Here is a 19,476-nt window from a genome sequence, read left to right on the forward strand (position 1 = left end):
CTTAGTTAATTGAGGCCGCGCACGGAGGAGATAAACTGTTTAAGCTCAGTGGTCTGTGGGTTAGCGAACAGCGTTTTACTGTCGCCCTGCTCCCAGACGCGCCCCTGATGCATAAACACCACGCGGTCGCCCACTTCGCGGGCAAAATTCATTTCATGGGTCACCAGGATCAGCGTCATCCCCTCAGCGGCCAGTTGTTCCAGCACCTTGAGCACTTCGCCTACCAGTTCCGGATCGAGCGCGGAAGTTATCTCGTCACAGAGTAAAACTTTAGGCGACATCGCCAGAGCACGGGCAATCGCCACGCGCTGCTGCTGGCCCCCGGAGAGGCTTGACGGGTAGTAATCCAGACGGTCACCCAGCCCGACTTTCTCCAGCATGCGCTGCGCCAGCACCTGACATTCTGCTGCGCTTTTCTTCAGCACCCGACGTGGCGCGAGCATCACGTTTTCCATCGCCGTCATGTGCGGGAAAAGGTTGAAGTTCTGAAATACCATGCCGACCGAGCGGCTGATTTCACGCGCCTGGGAATCCCGGTCGGTAATGGTCATGCCGCCGAGCTTGATGCTGCCGTCCTGATACCCTTCGAGGCCGTTAATGCAGCGCAACAGCGTGCTTTTACCCGAACCGCTGCGCCCGATAATTGAAATGACCTGGCCCATGTCGATGTCCAGATCCACGCCCTTGAGCACGTGGTTATCGCCGTAGTACTTCTGCACCTGATTAATGGTGATGAGAGGCATTGAATTTAGTCTCCAGATAACGGCTGTAGCGCGACAGCGGATAACACAGAATGAAGTAGCCGAGCGCCACCAGCGCAAAGACTTTAAACGGCTGATAGGTCACGTTGGTCAGCATCGTCCCGGCCTTGGTCAGCTCGATAAAACCGATAATGGATGCCAGCGCGGTCCCCTTAATCACCTGCACGGCGAAACCCACCGTTGGGGCGATGGCGATGCGTAACGCCTGGGGAGCCACCACGCGAAACAGCGTCTGGCCGAAGGTCAGCCCCAGACAGCGCGACGCCTCCCACTGCCCTTTCGGCAGCGCACGAATACTGCCAAACCAGATATCAAGCAAAAAAGCGCTGGTGTAGAACGTCAGGGCCAGCGACGCGGCGGTCCACGGCGAAACATCGATACCCAACAGCGCCACGCCGAAGAAGGCCAGGAACAGTTGCATCAGCAGCGGCGTGCCCTGAAACAGTTCGATATAGCCGCGGATAAGACGTTTTACCGTACGCCCACCCGTGAGGCGCAACAGTAACAGCGGCAGCGTTACCGCCGCCCCGCCGACAAACGCCACCAGCGACAGCAGCACCGTCCAGCGTCCGGCGAGCAGCAGATTGCGAATAATGTCCCAGTCGGTAAAGGTGGTCATCATGCCTGTACCCCCAGCCACTTCCGTCCTGCCGCCATCATTAGCTGGCGCAGGGTAATTGACAGCACCAGGTAAATTCCGGTGGTCACCAGATAGACCTCAAAGCTCAGGAACGTTCTTGACTGAATCAGGTTGGCGGCAAAAGTCAGCTCTTCATAGGAGACCTGCGACACCACCGACGAACCGAGCATAACGATAATGCACTGGCTGACCAGAGCCGGATAAATACGCTGCAGTGCCGGTGGCAGCACCACGCGTATAAACGTTTGCAGGCGGGTAAGCCCCAGCACGCGGCCGGCCTCCCACTGTCCTTTGGGCGTAACCTGAATACCGGCACGGACAATCTCCGTGCTGTACGCGCCCAGGTTGACGACCATTGCCAGCAGCGCCGCTTCGCCCGCCGTCATCTTCAGCCCCAGATTCGGCAGACCGAACACAATGAAAAACAGCTGCACGACAAAGGGCGTGTTGCGGATAATCTCCACGTAGCCGCCCCAGATCCGGCTGAACCACGTCGTCCGGCCGCTGCGAATCGCCGCCCCGAAAATACCGATCGCCAGCCCGCCGAGGGTTGCCATCACCGTCAGTTGAATGGTGACCCACAGCCCTGCCAGCAGCGCCGGCCAGTACGGCCAGAGCGCAGAGAAATGGAGTTGCTCTGTCATCGCCTTACACGCCCAGGCTTGCCGGCAACGGCGCTTTCAGCCACTGCTCAGAGAGGCTATTCAGGGTGCCGTCTTTAATTCCCTGCTCAATCACCGCATCAACTTTCGCTTTCAGCGCCGGTTCGTTTTTCTTCAGCCCGATAAAGCACGGCGAGTCCTTCAGCATAAAGCTCGGAACCGGGGCTTTGGCGGCGTTCTGGCGGGAAATCGCCGCCACGACCAGATTGCCTGTCGCCACGTACTGGACCTGACCGGACAGGTAAGCCGACAGCGTGGTGTTATTGTCTTCGTAGCGTTTGACGTCTGCATCTTTCGGCGCAAGGCTGGTCAGCACCATGTCCTCCACCGCGCCGCGCGTCACGCCAATGGTTTTTCCACTCAGTTGAGCAGCATCTTTCAGCTCAGCCCCTTTCGGGCCGAACACGCCGAGGAAGAACGGCGCATAGGCACGGCTAAAATCGATCACCTTTTCACGCTCGGCGTTTTTACCGAGGCTTGAGATCACCAGATCCACCTTATCGGTTTGCAGATACGGCACGCGGTTGGCACTGGTCACCGGCACCAGCTGCAGCTTGAGCTTCATCTGTTTTGCCAGATAGCGCGCCATGTCAATGTCGTAGCCCTGCGGCTGGAGATCGGTCCCGACCGAACCAAACGGAGGAAAATCCTGCGGGACGGCGATACGAAGAGTGCCGCGTTTCTCAATATCCTGAAGCTGGTCAGCTTTTGCTGGCAGGTTTGCAAACAGACAGACGGCCCCGGTCAGTGCAATCAATAACTTTTTCATGGTGCTTCCCCGTAACGTTAACATGAAACAAAAGATTCTTTGAATTGGATTTTGCAACTAATGTGCCAGATGAAGCGAAACGGGAAATTTTCTCTGAAGGCCTGATAAAACGAGAGCGGGGCGGAAAAGGCCTCCCTTTTCCGCCCCGCTTTTCTGCACTATTTTAATGCAAAGCACCAGCCTGATGCCCCATTATCGCTGTTCCAGTTCGTCCAGCTGCTGATACAGGGAGGCGATATCGTGGATCCGGGGACGGCCTTTATCGAGGATTTCATGCAGGAAGGCGTTAGCCAGCAGGTTGATCAGACTGTTGACCGACGAGTAGCTGTCGTACGCCGAGACGCTGTCCAGCGGGGCGCAGAGCTGCCAGCTGGACAGCGGAAACAGGCTGTGCGCCTGCGGCTCACACATCAGCAGAACCGGAATACCGCTGTGCTGAAGCTGCTGCAACAGCGGCCGAACGATCCGCGGGCGACGGCGAAATGCCATCATAATCACCAGATCGTCGGGCGTTAAATCGACCAGTTCCTCGCTCAGGCTCTGCCCCGGCTGCGGCAGCAGCAGCACCTGTCCGCGCGCCTGCAACAGCTGCTGGCGCAGGTGCAGCGCCGCCGGATAGGCGTTGCGCATCCCGATAATCACAATCCGCCGTGCCTTCACCATTGAGGCCATGGCCTCGGCAAACTGCTGAGCATCCAGAGCGTTGACCCACTGGGTGAGGTTTGCCATCTCCTGCTTATAATGCCGCGCCAGCAGAGTGTTGCCCTGCACCGCATCGCGGTTATCGGTCAGCGGCATGCCGCTCTGGCGCAGCGTGCGCAGTTCGTCGCGCATCTCTTTATACTTCTCATAGCCCAGACGCTTAAACAGACGGCTCACCGTGGCTTTCGACACCCCGCTCAGCTGCGCCAGCTCGGCGCTGTTATAACTAATGAGGTCGTCGAAATGATCAAAAATAAAATCAGCCACCCGTTGCTCCTGCGGTGACAACGACGCGTATTGCGCTTTCAGACGTTCATCAAGCTGTTCCATAAAGCCTCTGTAACTTTTGTTTCACCTCACTATACCTTTCATTAAGCATGCCAGCTTCTTAAAACGTTATGTTACGACTGACGTGAAACTTTTCATTCATAACTGGAACAGCTTTTGCAGCACCTTGTGACTTTTGGGTTATGAGGACTCTCCATGCAAAGTAATGTCTCCGTACACGGAATGGCCGTGGCGCCCCACCATCTTGCCAGCCAGAGCGCCCTGGCCATTCTGCGCGAAGGCGGTAGCGCGATTGAGGCAATGGTCGCCGCCGCCGCAACCATTGCCGTGGTTTACCCGCACATGAACGGTCTCGGTGGGGACGGTTTCTGGCTTATCGTGCCGCCTGACGGCGAACCGGTCGCCATTGACGCCAGCGGCGCAGCAGGCTCACTGGCGACGCTTGCCGCCTATGACGATGTCTCTCAGATCCCCCATCGCGGGCCTCGCGCGGCGCTGACCGTGGCGGGAACGGTCAGCGGCTGGGACGAAGCGCTGAAGGTTTCACGCACGCTGACGGGCACCGCTCTTCCCCTGAATCGCCTGCTGGCAGACGCCATTGACTATGCCCGAAACGGCACGCCGGTGACCGCGTCTCAGGCCGCCGCCACGGCCAGTAAGCTGGATGAACTGAAGGACCTGCCCGGCTTCGCAGAGACCTGGCTGGCTGACGGCAAACCGCCGCAGGTCGGCAGCCGGTTTTATCAACCGGCGCTGGCCTCCACGCTCTCGCACCTCGCAGAAGACGGTCTGGACAGTTTTTATCGCGGCCCGCTGGCGGAGCGTCTGGCCCGGGGCATGGCAACGCTCGGGCTGCCCATCACCCTGGCTGACCTAAACGCGCATGTCGCCCGGCGCACCACGCCGCTGAAATTACAGCATCAACAGGGCGAAGTGTGGAACCTTGCGCCGCCAACGCAGGGGCTGGTGTCGCTGGCGATCCTCGGGATAACCGACCGCCTGTCCATGGCCGATGCTGACGAAGCGACCACCGTTCACCGCATTGTAGAGGCCACCAAACTGGCGTTTGGTCTGCGCGATGCCCATATCACCGACCCGCGCGAGCTGAAAACCGATATCCAGGGTCTGCTGGAACCTGCCGCCCTCGCCGCCCTCGCCGACCAGGTCGATGATAACCAGGCCGCACCGTGGGGCTGCGGCAAAGGCCCTGGTGATACGGTCTGGATGGGAGTGATGGATAACAGCGGTCTTGCCGTGTCGTTTATCCAGAGCATTTATCACGAGTTCGGCAGCGGCGTGGTCCTGCCTGATACCGGCATCGTCTGGCAAAACCGGGGAGCCTCATTCAGCCTCAATCCCCGTCACCTGCTGGCGCTTGCGCCAGGAAAACAACCGTTCCACACCCTGAACCCGGCAGCCGCGCGTCTGCATGACGGACGCGTCATGGTCTACGGCTCGATGGGCGGTGACGGCCAGCCGCAAACCCAGGCCACACTGTTTACCCGCTATGTGGTGCAGGGGGTACCACTGCAGGAGAGCATCGCCCGCCCGCGCTGGTTACTGGGGCGCACCTGGGGACAGACGTCCGACACCCTGAAGGTGGAAGGCCGCTTTACGCCGCAGACCGTCGCGCGCCTGCAGGCGCTGGGCCACGACGTGGAGTGCTTCCCGGAATTCAGCGAAGCCATGGGCCACGCGGGTGCGATTGTTCGCCATCCTAACGGGCTGTTTGAAGGGGCATTTGACCCGCGCAGCAACGGCGCCGCCGCCGGATTTTAAGGAGAGACTGATGAATACCACACAACCTGACTGGCATGCCTATCTGGCGCAAATGGAGTCCGTGCTGGGCGTTGAGCTGGATGACGCCCGCCGGGCAGAACTCCATGTACAGTTCTGCCGTATCGCGGCGATGGCCGCCCCGCTGATGGCGCTGCCGTTTGATGACCGTCTGGAAATCGCAGGAGTATACAAAGCATGACGCTACACGAGATGAGTATCAGTGAGATCCAGCAGGCGCTGAGTGCAGGCGACCTGAGCGCCCATGACATCGCCCTCCAGACCCTGGAAGCCATTACGCGCATCAATCCCCATATCAACGCCTGGACCACCGTCACGGAAGAACGCATGTTGGCCGAAGCCGAGAATATCGACACCCTGCGTCGGGAGAAACGCCCTCTGCCGCCGCTGGCAGGTATTCCCTACGCGGTGAAAAACCTGTTCGACGTCGCCGGGCATACGACCCTTGCCGGTGCAGAGCTGTTCAGCCAGCGCCCCCCCGCCACCGCTGACAGCTTTGCGGTACGCCAGCTGCGCAGTGCCGGTGGCTTATTGTCGGGGATGGTCAACATGGATGCCTACGCCTACGGCTTTACGACGGAAAACACTTACTACGGCGCAACGCGTAACCCGCACGATGTGACGCGCATTGCCGGAGGATCGTCCGGCGGCTCTGCCGCCGCGGTCGCTGCCGGACTGGTCCATTTTTCGCTCGGTACCGACACCAACGGGTCGATTCGCGTACCGGCCTCCCTGTGCGGAATATACGGTCTTAAGCCCACTTTTGGTCGTCTGTCACGCGCCGGCAGCCATCCGTTTGTCGCCAGTCTGGATCACATCGGGCCGTTTGCCCGTCGCGTGAGCGATCTGGCGTCGGTGTACGATGCACTGCAGGGTCGGGATACCAGCGACGGATTTCAGGCGGAGAGCTCCCGGGAGCAGACCCGGCCCCTGCTCGACCGCGGTCTGGATGGTTTGCGCTGCGCGGTGCTCGGCGGCTATTTCAGTACCTGGTGCGACAGCGACACGCGGGACGCCGTGGCGCGGGTGGCAAAAGCCCTCGACGTGCAGGAAACGCTGCAGTTCCCCGATGCCGAGCTGGCCCGCTCCGCGGCGTTTATCATCAGCGCCTCGGAAGGCGGAAATCAGTACCTGCCCGCGCTTCGCCGCGAGCCCGGGCGTTTTGAACCCCATTCGCGCGAACGACTGCTGGCCGGCGCGATGATCCCTTCTGCCTGGTATATTCAGGCCCAGCGTTTTCGCACGCAGGCCCGACAGGCGTTTAAAGCGCTGTTTGCGCAGGCCGACGTGCTGATCGCCCCGGCCACGCCGCGCAGTGCAACGCGGATTGGCGAAGAGATTATGGAGATCAACGGCCAGCCGTTACCGGTTCGCGCCAGCATGGGCATGCTGACGCAGCCGATTTCGTTTTTAGGTTTACCCGTTACCACCGTCCCGCTGCGCACCGCTCAGGGCGCACCTGTTGGCCTGCAGTTGATCGCCGCACCGTTTAACGAGCAAGCCTGCCTGCGTGTGGCGCGGGTGCTGGAAGCAAGCGGAATAACCGATGCCCGGCCGGCGGAGATGGCACCATGATAAATCACGATGACATTAACCTTCCGTGGGTCGTTGCAGAAGTGACCGCAGCCTTTTACCGCTATGAAGATGCGCTGGTAAGCAACAACATTCCGGTGCTGGATGAGCTGTTCTGGCACGACAAAAACACGGTGCGTCTCGGTGCGGGCGAAAACCTGTACGGCATTGAGGAAATCCGCGCCTTTCGGGCGGCGCGCCCGTCCGCGGGCCTGCAAAGGACGTTGCGCCATACGGTAATCACCACCTTCGGAGAAGATTACGCCGTGTGTAGCACCGAATTCACCCGCGAAAGAACGGAGCGGATTGGTCGCCAGCAGCAGACATGGGTACGCTTCCCGTACGGCTGGCGGATTGTGGCGGCGCAGGTGAGCGTGATGGCGTAATGTTAATAACCCTGCCCGATGGCGCTTTTCCCCTCAGATAAGCAGCAGGCCGGGACAGGCGTCACCGCCGCCCGGCGCACTGCTGGACCGTTATTGTTGGAACGGGTGCACCTCACGCCAGTGATCGGCTATCTGCTGGCGGGTACAGACCCATACCCGATCGTGCTGCGCAAGGTAATCAAGGAACCGCTGCAGAGCACGAAAACGCCCCGGACGCCCCAGCAGACGGCAATGCATGCCGATGGACATCATCTTCGGCGCACGTTCCCCTTCTTCGTACAACACGTCAAAGCTGTCTTTCAGGTAGGTATAAAACTGCTCGGCGGTGTTGAACCCTTGGGCGGTCGCAAAGCGCATGTCGTTGGCATCCAGCGTATACGGCACAATCAGGTGGGGTTTGCGCGTGCCGTCGCTGCACGCCACTTGCGTCCAGAACGGTAAATCATCGCCATAGTAGTCGCTGTCATAGTCAAAGCCGCCATGCTCCACTACCAGCTGGCGGGTGTTTGGGCTGTCACGCCCGGTGTACCAGCCGGCAGGCGGTTTGCCAAACAGGTCAGTCAGGACATGCACCGCCTTGTGCAGGTGCTCGCGCTCCTGGTTGATATCCATACTTTGATAGTGGATCCAGCGCCAGCCGTGGCTAACCACGTCGTAATCAGCTGCTTTGATGGCGTCGACGATATCGGGATGTCGCGCCAGCGCCATTGCCACGCCAAAGACCGTCAGCGGCAGGCCACGCTTGCAGAATTCGTTATGGATCCGCCAGAACCCGGCACGGCTGCCGTATTCATAGAGGGAGTCCATCGACATGTGTCTGTCCGGATAACTGGCCGCACCGATGATGTCCGAGAGGAATTGTTCTGAGCCGGCATCACCGTGCAGCACGTGGTTTTCCGCCCCTTCTTCGTAATTGAGTACAAACTGCACGGCGATGCGCGCCTGGTTCGGCCACTGCGCGTGCGGCGGCTTGCCTGCATAGCCGCGTAAGTCCCGCGGATAATCTTCGTTAAAAAGCGCCATTATCACCCCCTCAATTAAAATGGATTCAGTGCCTGAAAGTGTCCGCTCAACGCTTTTTTCTCCGGGAAAGCCAGGTCCCCGTGCTTGCTGGTTGACAGCCCCAGCGCCACCAGCGACTCGACCATTTTTACCGCCGCACTGACGCCGTCGATCACCGGCACGTGCAGCTCACGCGTCAGCTCCTGCGCCAGCGTCGCCATTCCACCGCAGCCGAGCACAATCGCGCCGCAGCCATCTTCTTTCAGCGCCTGGATGCAGCGCGCGCGCACCTTCTCCTGAGCCAGGCCGCTACCGTCTTCCAGTGCCAGCACCGGCAGATCGATGGCATGCAGGGCTGCACAGTGGTCCTGGAAACCATACTGGTGCAAAAGATGGCGGGCGATAATCCGCGTGCGCGGCAGGGTGGTCACAACGGAAAAGCGTGTTGCCACCAGCGTGGCCATATGCATCGCAGCTTCTGCGATACCGATGACCGGCCCCTGCGCCAACTCGCGCGCCGCCAGCAGGCCGGGGTCACCAAAGCAGGCAATCACGTGTCCATCCACGCCCTGTTGCCGTCCGCGTTTTATCTGTTCGAGAACGCCCACGGCGGCGATGGCCTCATCAAAATGACCTTCTATCGAGGGCACACCTGCGCTCGGGCAGACGGCGAGGATCTCCGTTCCCGGTGCTGCTACCGCGCGGGCTGCGGCGCCGATGGTTTCCGTCATCGCGAGGCTGGTGTTGGGGTTAATCACTTGTATACAAACAGACGACATTACGACTCCTTGTGGCTGGCGAACAGCCGGGCAAAATCAGGCAGGCACTCACCGGCCCGTTCGAAACAGAGGCTGGCGACAATATGTTCAAAATGGTGCATTAAGGCCTCACTCAGGGGCTGGAGCGCCTTCTGGCGCAAGAGTTCCACCAGTTGCTCGTGGTCATTGCAGCGGCAGCCCTGACGCCACGGCGCGCCCCAGGCTGCGATCACCAGCGACGACCGCTGGCTCAGTCCGGTCACCATCTCTGTCAGCACCTGATTGCCTGAAATGGCCTGAAGCTGAATATGGAAATTGGCGGAGTGGCGGATTGCGGCGGGACCGTCATACGCCTCATGCGCCTGCTGCTCCTGGCGAATAATCCCTTCCAGTGCAGCCAGATGCGGCGGCTGACAGTGGGCCAGCACGTCCGGCAGGTTAGCCACCTCAAGCAGCGCGCGCGTGCGGAAGATCTGCTGCGCTTCTTCTACCGTCGGGCTGGCCACGTGTGCACCACGTTTGGGCGTTAAGGTGACCATTTGCACAGCGGCGAGTCGTTGCAGCACCTTGCGAATACCGGTGCGGCTCACGCCGAAGACCTCAGCCAGCGCCTCTTCAGGCAATTTACTTCCCGGGAGCAACTGATGTTCGACTATCGCGGTCATCAGCGCCTGAAAGATGGATTCATCTTTGTCATGCAGGTCTGGCGCGGTCTGCAGGCTGTTTATGTTGTTCATTCACCACTCCGATTTTTACTTTTCGCTATCGAATCGTATACATAAAAATAAAATATTGCATACAAGATTTATTATTTTGGCCTGGATCCTGCAACACCGTCTGCACTCCCACTTAACGGGTTTTCATTCACAGGAGCAGGTTTCATGCCAAACAGACAAAACGCGCAGCACGGTACGGCCGCTGATTCCGGTGCGGTTTACAGCCCACGGCTTTGCAATGAGGATCTGGCACCGACGCGTGATCAGAACTGGAGCTGGTACAACATCTTTTCTTTCTGGATGTCGGACGTCCACAGCATGGGGGGTTATGTTGTTGCCGCGAGCTTCTTTACGCTCGGGCTGGCAAGCTGGCAGGTTTTGCTCTGCCTGCTGATAGGGATTTGCATTGTGCAGTTGTGCGCCAACCTGGTGGCGAAACCGAGTCAGATGGCAGGCGTACCCTACGCGGTGATTTGCCGTCAGGCATTTGGCGTTTTCGGGGCCAATATTCCGGCGGTGATCCGCGGGCTGATTGCTTTCGCATGGTACGGCATTCAGACCTACCTGGCCGCCAACGCGCTGATGCTGGTGGCGCTTAAGTTCTGGCCTTCACTCGCGACGCTCACCACCGGTTCGTTCCTGGGCCTGTCGCATCTTGGCTGGATCTGTTTCGCTATCATGTGGGTGCTGCAGGCGATGGTCTTCTGGCACGGCATGAGCGCCATTAAGCGCTTTATTGATATCGCCGGTCCGGCGGTCTACGTGGTGATGCTGGCGCTGGCGGGATGGATTGTATACAAGACCGGTTTTGACGGCATCTCCTTTACCCTCGCCAGTAAATCCCTGAGCGCCGGTGAGCAGACCTGGCAGATGATCACCGCCACGGCGCTGGTGGTCTCTTACTTCTCCGGCCCGCTGCTCAATTTTGGTGACTTCTCCCGCTACGGTAAAAGCATGGGGGAGATCCGCCGCGGTAACCGCTGGGGCCTGCCGTTTAACTTCCTGCTGTTCTCCATCGTTACCGTGGTGATTGTGTCGGGTACGCAATCGCTGTTTGGCCGCATGATCACTGACCCGATTGAAACCGTCAGCCGTGTGGGCAACGATCTGGCCGTGGCCATTGGCTTGCTGACCATGATCACCGCCACTATCGGGATCAACATCGTGGCGAACTTCGTCTCCCCGGCGTTTGATTTCTCTAACTGTTCACCGCAAAAAATCAGCTTCCGCACCGGGGGGATGATCGCCGCCGTCGGCTCTATCCTGTTAACCCCGTGGAACCTGTTTAACTCGCCGGAGCTTATCCACTACACTCTTGACGTGCTCGGGGCATTTATTGGCCCGCTGTTCGGGATTCTGATTGCCGATTTTTACCTGATTAAGCGCGGCAAGGTCTCCGTAGACGATCTGTTTGATGACACGCCAAAAGGCAAATACTGGTATCGCAACGGTTTCAACCCGAAAGCCATCGGCGCGCTGGTACCATCCGTTGCCGTTGGACTGGTGATAAGCTTTATTCCCTCCCTGCATGAAGTGGCAAACTTTAGCTGGTTTATCGGCGTCTTCCTGGGCGAGGTCACCTACCGCTGGCTGGCGCGGGAAGAGCGTGAAGCGGCAGGCGCCTCGTCGTTCAGCCCCCACGTGGCAACGCAAAAAGAGTAACCCTTCCTCCGGGCCGCAGTTCCTCTGCGGCCTTTTTCATTCTGGCACCGTTTTTGCTCAGTCTCATCACCCCGCTACGCAAACACTAAGGCAGGAAACATGATGGACTACCAGACTGCGATCCGCGGTGCATTTTTTGATATTGCCCAGGTCTGCGACAGTGCAGACGTTATCGCCCAACAGGCGCGCTACCTTGAAGACGGGCTGCTGTTCATCCATAACGGCAAAATTCTGGCCCAGATGGCCTGGCAGGAGGGCGAGCAGTATCTTGATCCCTATAAAGGGTACACCGACCTGCGCGGCAAACTGCTGCTCCCGGGTTTTGTCGATACCCACGTCCATTACCCGCAGACGGAGATGATTGGCGCTTTTGGTGAGCAACTGCTGGAGTGGCTGACCACCTACACGTTCCCGGTAGAAAGCCAGTTTGCCGATGAGGCCTATGCGAAAGAGATTGCGGCGTTTTTCATCAACCAACTGGTCAGCCACGGCACCACCACCGCGCTGGTGTTTTGTACGCTGCATCCTGAATCGGTCGAGGCGCTGTTCACCGAGGCCCTGCGCCTTAACATGCGCCTTATCGCCGGGAAGGTGATGATGGACCGCCACACGCCTGACTACCTGAGTGAAACCGCGAAAGAGAGCTACCGGCAGACGCGCGAGTTGATCCAGCGCTGGCACCACCGTGGACGGTTGGGCTACGCCATTACGCCACGCTTTGCCCCGACCTCCTCACCGGAACTGCTGGCCGCGGTCAGCCTGCTCAGAGAGGAGTTTCCCGACACCTGGATGCAGACCCATCTGAGCGAAAACCCAAATGAAGTGGCCTGGGTAAGCGATCTGTGGCCGGAACATGAACGTTATCTGGATGTGTATCATCATTACGGGCTGACCGGCGAACGCAGCGTGTTTGCCCATGGGATCCACCTCCATGAGAGTGAATGGCGCTGTCTGCACGATACCGGCTCGGCGGTGGCGTTTTGCCCCACCTCGAACCTGTTTCTCGGCAGCGGACTGTTCCGCTTACCCGCCTGCTGGCAACACCAGGTGCGTATGGGCATTGGCACCGATGTGGGTGCCGGAACCACCTTCAGCATGCTGCGCACCCTCGGGGAGGCGTACAAGGTGGGTCAGCTGCAGAGCTACCGCCTGCGCGCCAGCGAAGCGTTTTATCACGCCACGCTGGGCGGCGCTCACGCCCTGAGGCTGGACGATAAGATTGGCAATTTCGCCCCCGGCAAAGAGGCCGATTTTATCGTCATCGACCCGGCCGTTACGCCGCTACAGCGCCTGCGTAACCGGCGCTGTCAGGACATTTATGAGCAGCTGTTTGTGCTGATGACCCTGGGCGACGAGCGCAATATTAGCGAGACCTGGGTCAACGGTGTGCAGGTGTGGTCAACTGCCGCGGTAGGTTGACCACCCGCCCGGCGCAATCACAAACGGCAGGTGGAAGTGCTCGTCTACCGTTTCTCCCGTCACAAAATCGATCTGTGCGCAGGGGTAAAGCGTGTCGCGGCCGGTTTCGGTGAACCAAGCCCCAATCTCAGCCACCAGCCGGTAACGTCCTGCAGGCAGGAAAGGGATAAACGCGGTGATGCGCCCCTGGGCGTTAGTGAAAGCAGTGGCCAATACGACGCCGTCCTGCTCAAGATAAACCCTTACGCCCTGCGCCGGTTTTCCCGTTGAAATATCAAGAATATGCGTGCTTAACGTACTCATTCGTCAATGACTCCTTCCAGCCGAAGCAGCGTAATTTCCCGCAGCTGTTCCAGTGCGGCCTGTACCTCCTGCGCATCGCTGTTTTCCAGCCGGGCGTTGAGGGCGCGTAAAATCTCCTCACCGCTACGGCCTTTCGCGCGGATCAAAAACACGCGTCCAAAACGGGCCTCGTAGCGAGCGTTCCCTTCCTGCAGTGCCTGTGTCAGCTGCCTGTCGCGGTTGTCGACGGCGCCCTGCTCCTGGCGCGAAAGCACCGCCTCCGCCCGGGCGCCCGTCGGTTTCTCACCAATTCGCGGGTGCGCATTCAGGGCCTGCGTAAGCGCCGTTTCATCCCAGGTTTGTGCCAGCGCCCGGGCGGCGTCGAACAGTGCTTTGCGGTGTAAATAGGGCCGCCCCTGCACCAGCGCATCGGCCCAGTCGGGCAACGCCACGCAGGGCTGCAACCGCGCGAGCGCCTCTTCGTGGCTCAGTTGATTAAAAGTTTGCAATGCAATCATACTCGCTCCCGTCATATCGTCGTTTTCTCGCTTTGCACAAACTACGCCACTCTTGCCATCCCCTATGAAACAGTCGATTCCGGATCGTACTGCAGGAAATTATTGATTCATAAAAAGGCATTCTCACCGCGTTTGCGCACCTTAGCAGTGCAAAACCACCCCATACAACGCGCTTTTCGCCACTCTGCAGCCTGGTACGCAAATTGCTCTTCCCTTTTTACACCCTGCAAAAGGAGAGAAGCATGAGAGCAATCGTTATTGGCGCGGGCATTGGCGGCCTGAGCGCCGCTGTAGCGCTGAAGAAGGCGGGAATCGACTGTACCGTGTTTGAGGCCGTGAAAGAGATGAAGCCCGTCGGTGCGGCAATCTCCATCTGGCCCAATGGGGTGAAATGCATGCAGCACCTCGGGATGGGCGACATCATCGAGACCTACGGCGGCCCCATGCGCTTTATGGCCTATAAGGATCACCGGCGCGGCGATACCCTCACCCGCTTTAGCCTTGCCCCGCTGGTCGAGCGCACGGGCGGTCGCCCCTGCCCCGTGTCGCGTACGGAACTGCAGCGCGAAATGCTGAACTTCTGGGGGCACGAGAACGTTCAGTTCGGCAAACGCGTTGAAAGCGTCCGTGAGGACGCGGCTGGCGTCACCGTCACCTTCACCGACGGTACTACCGCGACGGGGGATTTCCTGATTGCCGCCGATGGCAGTCACTCCGCTGTTCGCCCGTACGTGCTGGGCTATACGCCCGAGCGCCGCTACGCCGGTTACGTCAACTGGAACGGGCTGGTGAAGATTGATGAAGAGATTGCCCCTGCACACCAGTGGACCACCTTCGTCGGCGAGGGCAAGCGCGTTTCGCTGATGCCCGTCGCCGGCGGACGTTTCTATTTCTTTTTTGATGTTCCGCTCCCCCTCGGGCTGGCGGAAGATCGCACTACCCTTCGCGCCGATCTCACGGGCTATTTCCGCGGCTGGGCGCCACCGGTACAGAAGCTCATCGCCGCGCTGGATCCCGGGACCACCAACCGTATCGAAATCCACGACATTGAACCGTTCGACACCCTGGTGCGCAGCAACGTGGCGCTTCTTGGCGATGCCGCGCACAGCACCACGCCGGATATCGGCCAGGGCGGATGCGCGGCGATGGAGGACGCCGTGGTGCTGGGTGACTGCCTGCGCGAGAACCACAACATCGCACTGGCGTTGCGGCAGTACGAAGCGCTGCGCTGTGACCGGGTCCGCGACCTGGTGCTTAAGGCCCGTAAACGCTGTGATATCACGCATGGCAAAGACATGGCATTGACCCGGGCCTGGTACCAGGAGCTCAAAGAAGAGACCGGAGAGCGCATCATTAACGGTCTGTGCGACACCATTCAGGCCGGGCCTTTAGGCTGAACGCGAGAGGGACAACCATGAAAATACAACCGACTCCACCCGCCCATTGTACGTTTGAGCCAGAGGACTGGCTGCGTCTGGCAAAATGCTGGCATCCGGTTGCTCGCGCCTGCGACATCGGCGCGGCACCGGTCAAAGCCACCCTGCTCGACGAACAACTGGTTATCTACCGCGTCAAAGACCAGGTTGTGGTCGCCCGGGACGTTTGCCCGCACCGCGGCGTACCGCTGACGCTGGGCTTTCACGATGAACACGGGATAATCTGCCCTTATCATGGCTTACGCTTTGGTGAAGATGGACGCTGCAACCGCATTCCGTCCAGCCCTGACCAGCCGGTTCCCGCGAAGCTTAACCTGATCAACTATGCCGTGGAGGAGCGCTTTGGGTTGATCTGGACCTGCCTGGCGTTTGATCCCGATAACCCAATGCCGCTGCCCACCATGCCGCACTGGGATAACGACGGATTTCAGCAGATCAACTGCCCGGCGTTTGAAGTGAATGGCTTCGCCGGCCGTCAGGTGGAAGGGTTTCTGGACGTGGCGCATTTTGCCTGGATCCACACTGACACCTTTGCTGACCCCAATAATCCGCTGGTACCCCATTATCAGCCCCTGGAGACGCCGTTTGGCTTTGTTGCCGATTACTGGAGCTCGGTGAGCAACTACCCCGCCAGCTCCGATGTCCAGGCCCCGGAAGGCTTCCAGTGGCTGCGTCATTTTGAAATGCATTTACCGTTTACCGCCACGCTGACGATCCATTTCCCGGGGGAAGCCAGGCTGGTGATCATGAACGCCGCCTCACCCGTCTCTTCACGGGTAACCCGCATGTTCGCCCCTATCGCGCGCAACTTTGACCTGCATATTCCGGTAGAGGAAGTGCACGCCTTCAATTTGCGTATTTTTGAAGAAGACCGCCTGATGGTTGAGACGCAGCGCCCGGAAAGCCTGCCGCTGGATCTGACTCTGGAAGCCCATATCCCTGCGGATAAAAGCTCGATTGCCTACCGCCGGGGGCTGAAAAAGATGGGCTTCGGCGAGTTTTTCCTGGTGTGACGGAGGAACGTGATGAGCGAAATGTTAAGCGTTATTGTCGACGGTCTCTGGCGTGAGGGGGATAAGAGTCTCGCCATCAGGCTGGTGTCAGGATGCGGTGAAGCCCTGCCTGGCTGGCAGCCCGGGGCGCACATTGACGTGCATCTGCCCTGCGGGCTGGTTCGCCAGTATTCGCTGACCGGAGCAAGCGACAGCGAGAGCTATCTTATTTGCGTAGGACGTGAAACCGCCTCGCGCGGCGGGTCACGCTATGTTCACGAGACGCTACGTCCGGGGCAGAAACTGCTTATCTCCTCACCGCGCAATCTGTTTGCTCTGCACGAGGCTGAACGCTTCTTGCTGCTGGCGGCAGGGATAGGCATAACGCCCTTGTATGCGATGGCCCGGCAGCTGGAGGCTTCCGGCACCCCGTTTACGCTGCACTATTACGTTAAAGAGCATGGCAACGCGGCGTTTGCACGTGAACTCATGCAATTTAAACACGGCGAGTGTGTCATCCATACCATCAGCCCGCGCACTGCGCTGGCAGAGCACATGCCCACGCCAGCGCCCGGTTTCCACGCCTGGGTCTGCGGGCCGGCAGGTTTTATGGAGAAGGTGTATCAGGTCGCCCTCACGAGAGGCTGGGCTGAGAGCAATCTTCACAGCGAAGCATTCCAGCCCGTTATGCCCGCCGACTGTAATGAAACGGGCGAGATTTTTACAGTCAAGCTGGCATCAACCGGCGAGCGCTGGCCAGTGCCGGCGGACAAAACTATCGCGCAGGTGCTGCTGGAAAACGGCGTGGCGGTACCGCTCTCCTGTGAAATGGGGATTTGCGGCGCCTGTCTGACGCCGGTTATCGACGGCGTAGTGGATCACCGGGATAGCGTGCAGTCGGAGGCGGAGAAAAGCGCGGCAGACCAGCAGGTGGCGCTGTGCTGCTCGCGAAGCCATTCAGGGGAACTGGTGATTGGGTTGTAGAACGAAAAAACCCTGCGATATTGCTATCGCAGGGTTTTCGGATTTGGCGGGATCCACGGATAGTCAAAACAAACGGCATACCGGGCTTCGGAGAAAAAGCATGTCCATAATCACCGATATCACTTCAAAAACAGCAGACCGGACGATAAAACGATCCCTCATGGCAGCATAACTGGCCTGACGCTTCATCATCTTAAAACGGGGAAATATCCGTGAAGCTTCCCGTCATAATGACGAGTTTTAAAGTATCTTAACGATGGATTTACTCTGATGCATTCCATTTTATTTCAGCATATCGGGCTGCCAGTTGTTTCAGATGCATCTCCAGCTGAGATCTCGCAGCTGCAGGTAAAGGTACACCAGGAGGATTTTCTGACAAGATACGCAGTTGCTCTTCAGCCGGTATGGACTGGTTAAAAGACTGCCGGACGGAAAATACAACGGACTTCAGTTCACTGACCGTCATGTATTTGCCTTTCTGCTCATCAAGCCCGTTCAGCCGATCACTCAATTTTTGTAGTGTTGACATCCCCTTATACCAGCCATTGAGCTGTTCTACCGGTAATGCGGCAGCATTAAGGTGTTGCTGCCACTGTTGTGTCAGGGGTTTTGCTTGCTCCGGCCACAGCACCTGAGCCTGTTCTGTAAGTTTTCGGCTGTAAGTAATACTCCAGTCAGGAGGCAATTTATCCAGTCGGGCAAGCTGCTGCTGTGTTTGTTCTATCATTGTTTGTGATGACGGAGATTGCTGACGCAACATATCCAGTTTTTCAGGCGCGAGAGGTGCAGGTAACGGAGCCAGTGAGGCAGCAAGCTGAGTCTGTAGCGGGTCTGGCCGGTGAAGAAATTGCCAGCTCCACACTGCGCCCGTACTCATTATCAGCATGGTACACATTCCGGCAGTGAAGGATTTCCACTTTTTTACCTGAGTGGGCATTGCCGTCAGTACTTCCACATTAGCGTGGTGTTCTGGCTGTGCAACGAATACCCACTTCACTGGGCTGTCTGGCGCAGGGGTCTCTTCAGAGAGACTACCGGTATGAGAGCCTGTTGATATTACTGCACCATTCTTTACGGTGGCAGGCAGGACAATACCAGACTGAATATTCGACCCGGTACTGGTTGTATCGTTGCTGTTTTCCAGCCGGACAGCGCTGTTGTGCATCAGGGAACGCAACGTATCGAGCTGGCTCAGATGCTTAAGCTCCAGACGTTGAAGCACCTCCCCCAGACTGCCAAGCAGTTGCTCAGCCCGATACAGTTGTCTGAGGTCGCTGTAATTGAGCGGGAGCGAGCGCATCCGTTGCTGAAGACGCTGGTTCAGACTGCTGAGGATTTCCATGCGGGCATGTACCGGCTGCGGCCATAGTGTGCCCCACTGATGGCTTATCAGCGCATCCAGTATCGCCAGGCCTTCATTGAGGCCGAATAAGCCGGCCAGTTGCGTCCGTGCCAACGTGTACCAGGCCGCCGTCTGTAACTCCACACCGTTTTGCTCAAACAGTGAAAGGCAGAGTTTTTCGACATAATGCCAGTTCACATCCGGACGGGCCGGATGTGTCAGTTTACTCAGTTCATCACGCAGGGTGGCATAATCCGCTAGCGTGCGCGGATCGCCACCGGTTTTGATTTTTCGTGGAATGATGTCATTCATGGCTGAATATCCAAATGAAGGTTGCGGTGCTGTACTTCCTGTTTATGCAGCTTCACCACAAGTCTGCTGGTACTGCCAGGTTAACAGCTATGGAAGAAGCGCTAACATCAGACAAAAAGAAGTACTTTGATCAAAAGGTTGTACTGTGCGCAGCAACATCCCCGGGGGATTAAAGGTCCAGTCACTGAAATGACCTGCCCGTATGAACAGGCGCCCCAAAGAGATCACGCAACCTTCTGCCTGAATGGTCACTTCCACGCATCCGGTCACGCCCTGGCCGTACAAAAATACTGGTGTCAATTTCACAGACTGGTCATCTACACACAGAAAGAGATCGGTAATCTCAAGAGACCCGTACTCCACCAGCAGATCCGTAACGGATGTAGTCAGCGTCTCCTCGTTCAATCCAGTACCTTCCAGCCACGCGTCCATTTGCTCCTGAAGCTGCGCATTCTCTGGCAAACTCTTCAATATCG

At 58.5% G+C, this 19,476-nt stretch carries 19 protein-coding genes and 2 pseudogenes; 9 read left to right on the forward strand and 12 right to left on the reverse strand.

Features of this window, described 5'->3' with window-relative positions; all coding sequences use genetic code 11:
- Positions 1-5 precede the first annotated feature (5 nt).
- The 5 genes from QE396_RS08760 to hpxU form a co-directional block, all read right to left on the reverse strand.
- Positions 6-743, reverse strand: a complete 738-nt coding sequence (locus tag QE396_RS08760; protein ID WP_020884737.1) for an amino acid ABC transporter ATP-binding protein — start codon at positions 741-743, stop codon at positions 6-8.
- Positions 724-1,380, reverse strand: coding sequence for an amino acid ABC transporter permease (locus QE396_RS08765; protein WP_025204495.1), 657 nt, complete (start codon positions 1,378-1,380; stop codon positions 724-726). The genes QE396_RS08760 and QE396_RS08765 overlap by 20 nt, the downstream gene beginning before the upstream one ends.
- Positions 1,380-2,045 carry an amino acid ABC transporter permease gene (locus tag QE396_RS08770; protein ID WP_014169471.1) on the reverse strand — a complete coding sequence of 222 codons (666 nt, stop codon included), beginning with the start codon at positions 2,043-2,045 and terminating at the stop codon, positions 1,380-1,382. Before QE396_RS08770 ends, QE396_RS08765 begins: the two co-directional genes overlap by 1 nt.
- Positions 2,046-2,049: 4 nt before the next feature.
- Positions 2,050-2,832, reverse strand: coding sequence for a transporter substrate-binding domain-containing protein (locus tag QE396_RS08775; RefSeq protein ID WP_020884739.1), 783 nt, complete (start codon positions 2,830-2,832; stop codon positions 2,050-2,052).
- A gap of 192 nt (positions 2,833-3,024) precedes the next feature.
- Positions 3,025-3,864, reverse strand: coding sequence for a MurR/RpiR family transcriptional regulator HpxU (gene hpxU / locus QE396_RS08780; protein WP_047366240.1), 840 nt, complete (start codon positions 3,862-3,864; stop codon positions 3,025-3,027).
- Between the two features lie 153 nt (positions 3,865-4,017).
- Here hpxU and hpxW point away from each other — a divergent pair, with 153 nt between their 5' ends.
- The 4 genes from hpxW to hpxZ are packed head-to-tail and all read left to right on the forward strand — an operon-like array spanning position 4,018 to position 7,577.
- Positions 4,018-5,601 carry an oxamate amidohydrolase gene (hpxW, locus tag QE396_RS08785; RefSeq protein WP_020884741.1) on the forward strand — a complete coding sequence of 528 codons (1,584 nt, stop codon included), beginning with the start codon at positions 4,018-4,020 and terminating at the stop codon, positions 5,599-5,601.
- A 10-nt stretch (positions 5,602-5,611) separates the two neighbouring features.
- Positions 5,612-5,800, forward strand: a complete 189-nt coding sequence (gene hpxX / locus QE396_RS08790) for an oxalurate catabolism protein HpxX (RefSeq protein WP_020884742.1) — start codon at positions 5,612-5,614, stop codon at positions 5,798-5,800.
- Complete coding sequence (locus QE396_RS08795) at positions 5,797-7,194, forward strand: AtzE family amidohydrolase (protein ID WP_309950746.1); 1,398 nt, start codon at positions 5,797-5,799, stop codon at positions 7,192-7,194. The genes hpxX and QE396_RS08795 overlap by 4 nt, the downstream gene beginning before the upstream one ends.
- Positions 7,191-7,577, forward strand: a complete 387-nt coding sequence (hpxZ, locus tag QE396_RS08800) for an oxalurate catabolism protein HpxZ (protein ID WP_020884744.1) — start codon at positions 7,191-7,193, stop codon at positions 7,575-7,577. Before QE396_RS08795 ends, hpxZ begins: the two co-directional genes overlap by 4 nt.
- Before the next feature lie 90 nt (positions 7,578-7,667).
- On the opposite strand, the pseudogene puuE reads toward hpxZ, so the two are convergent.
- The 3 genes and pseudogenes from puuE to QE396_RS08815 form a co-directional block, all read right to left on the reverse strand.
- Positions 7,668-8,585, reverse strand: a pseudogene (puuE, locus tag QE396_RS08805) (allantoinase PuuE); the annotation flags it as partial.
- Positions 8,488-9,358 (reverse strand): annotated as a pseudogene (locus QE396_RS08810) (aspartate/glutamate racemase family protein); the annotation flags it as partial. The pseudogenes puuE and QE396_RS08810, both read right to left, overlap by 98 nt.
- Entirely contained in the window at positions 9,358-10,074 is a 717-nt protein-coding gene (locus QE396_RS08815) for a GntR family transcriptional regulator (protein ID WP_020884746.1), read from the reverse strand. The gene QE396_RS08815 and the pseudogene QE396_RS08810, both read right to left, overlap by 1 nt.
- Before the next feature lie 144 nt (positions 10,075-10,218).
- Here QE396_RS08815 and QE396_RS08820 point away from each other — a divergent pair, with 144 nt between their 5' ends.
- A complete protein-coding gene (locus tag QE396_RS08820; RefSeq protein WP_309950749.1) occupies positions 10,219-11,715 on the forward strand; it encodes an NCS1 family nucleobase:cation symporter-1 in 1,497 nt (498 codons plus the stop codon).
- A 99-nt stretch (positions 11,716-11,814) separates the two neighbouring features.
- A complete protein-coding gene (guaD, locus tag QE396_RS08825) occupies positions 11,815-13,134 on the forward strand; it encodes a guanine deaminase (protein ID WP_032670561.1) in 1,320 nt (439 codons plus the stop codon).
- Here guaD and QE396_RS08830 read toward each other — a convergent pair.
- Entirely contained in the window at positions 13,114-13,437 is a 324-nt protein-coding gene (locus QE396_RS08830) for a hydroxyisourate hydrolase (protein ID WP_020884749.1), read from the reverse strand. The genes guaD and QE396_RS08830 overlap by 21 nt on opposite strands.
- A complete protein-coding gene (gene uraD / locus QE396_RS08835) occupies positions 13,434-13,934 on the reverse strand; it encodes a 2-oxo-4-hydroxy-4-carboxy-5-ureidoimidazoline decarboxylase (protein WP_020884750.1) in 501 nt (166 codons plus the stop codon). Before uraD ends, QE396_RS08830 begins: the two co-directional genes overlap by 4 nt.
- 242 nt (positions 13,935-14,176) lie before the next feature.
- On the opposite strand from uraD, the gene hpxO reads away from it, so the two are divergent.
- Genes hpxO through QE396_RS08850 form a run of 3 tightly spaced genes read left to right on the forward strand, consistent with a single transcriptional unit; the run spans position 14,177 to position 17,346 of the window.
- The gene (gene hpxO, locus QE396_RS08840) at positions 14,177-15,331 is read left to right on the forward strand and encodes an FAD-dependent urate hydroxylase HpxO (RefSeq protein ID WP_020884751.1); all 1,155 of its coding nucleotides are present in this window, start codon (positions 14,177-14,179) and stop codon (positions 15,329-15,331) included.
- 17 nt (positions 15,332-15,348) lie between these two features.
- The gene (hpxD, locus tag QE396_RS08845; protein ID WP_020884752.1) at positions 15,349-16,383 is read left to right on the forward strand and encodes a molybdenum cofactor-independent xanthine hydroxylase subunit HpxD; all 1,035 of its coding nucleotides are present in this window, start codon (positions 15,349-15,351) and stop codon (positions 16,381-16,383) included.
- Positions 16,384-16,395: 12 nt separating this feature from the next.
- Positions 16,396-17,346 carry a PDR/VanB family oxidoreductase gene (locus QE396_RS08850; protein ID WP_020884753.1) on the forward strand — a complete coding sequence of 317 codons (951 nt, stop codon included), beginning with the start codon at positions 16,396-16,398 and terminating at the stop codon, positions 17,344-17,346.
- A 262-nt stretch (positions 17,347-17,608) separates the two neighbouring features.
- On the opposite strand, the gene QE396_RS08855 is transcribed toward QE396_RS08850, so the two are convergent.
- Positions 17,609-19,000 carry a VasL domain-containing protein gene (locus QE396_RS08855; protein ID WP_020884754.1) on the reverse strand — a complete coding sequence of 464 codons (1,392 nt, stop codon included), beginning with the start codon at positions 18,998-19,000 and terminating at the stop codon, positions 17,609-17,611.
- 87 nt (positions 19,001-19,087) lie between these two features.
- Positions 19,088-19,432, reverse strand: a complete 345-nt coding sequence (locus tag QE396_RS08860) for a hypothetical protein (RefSeq protein ID WP_020884755.1) — start codon at positions 19,430-19,432, stop codon at positions 19,088-19,090.
- Between the last annotated feature and the right edge of the window lie 44 nt (positions 19,433-19,476).

Origin of the sequence: Enterobacter sp. SORGH_AS_0287 (assembly GCF_031453695.1) — a bacterium.
GTDB lineage: Bacteria > Pseudomonadota > Gammaproteobacteria > Enterobacterales > Enterobacteriaceae > Enterobacter > Enterobacter ludwigii.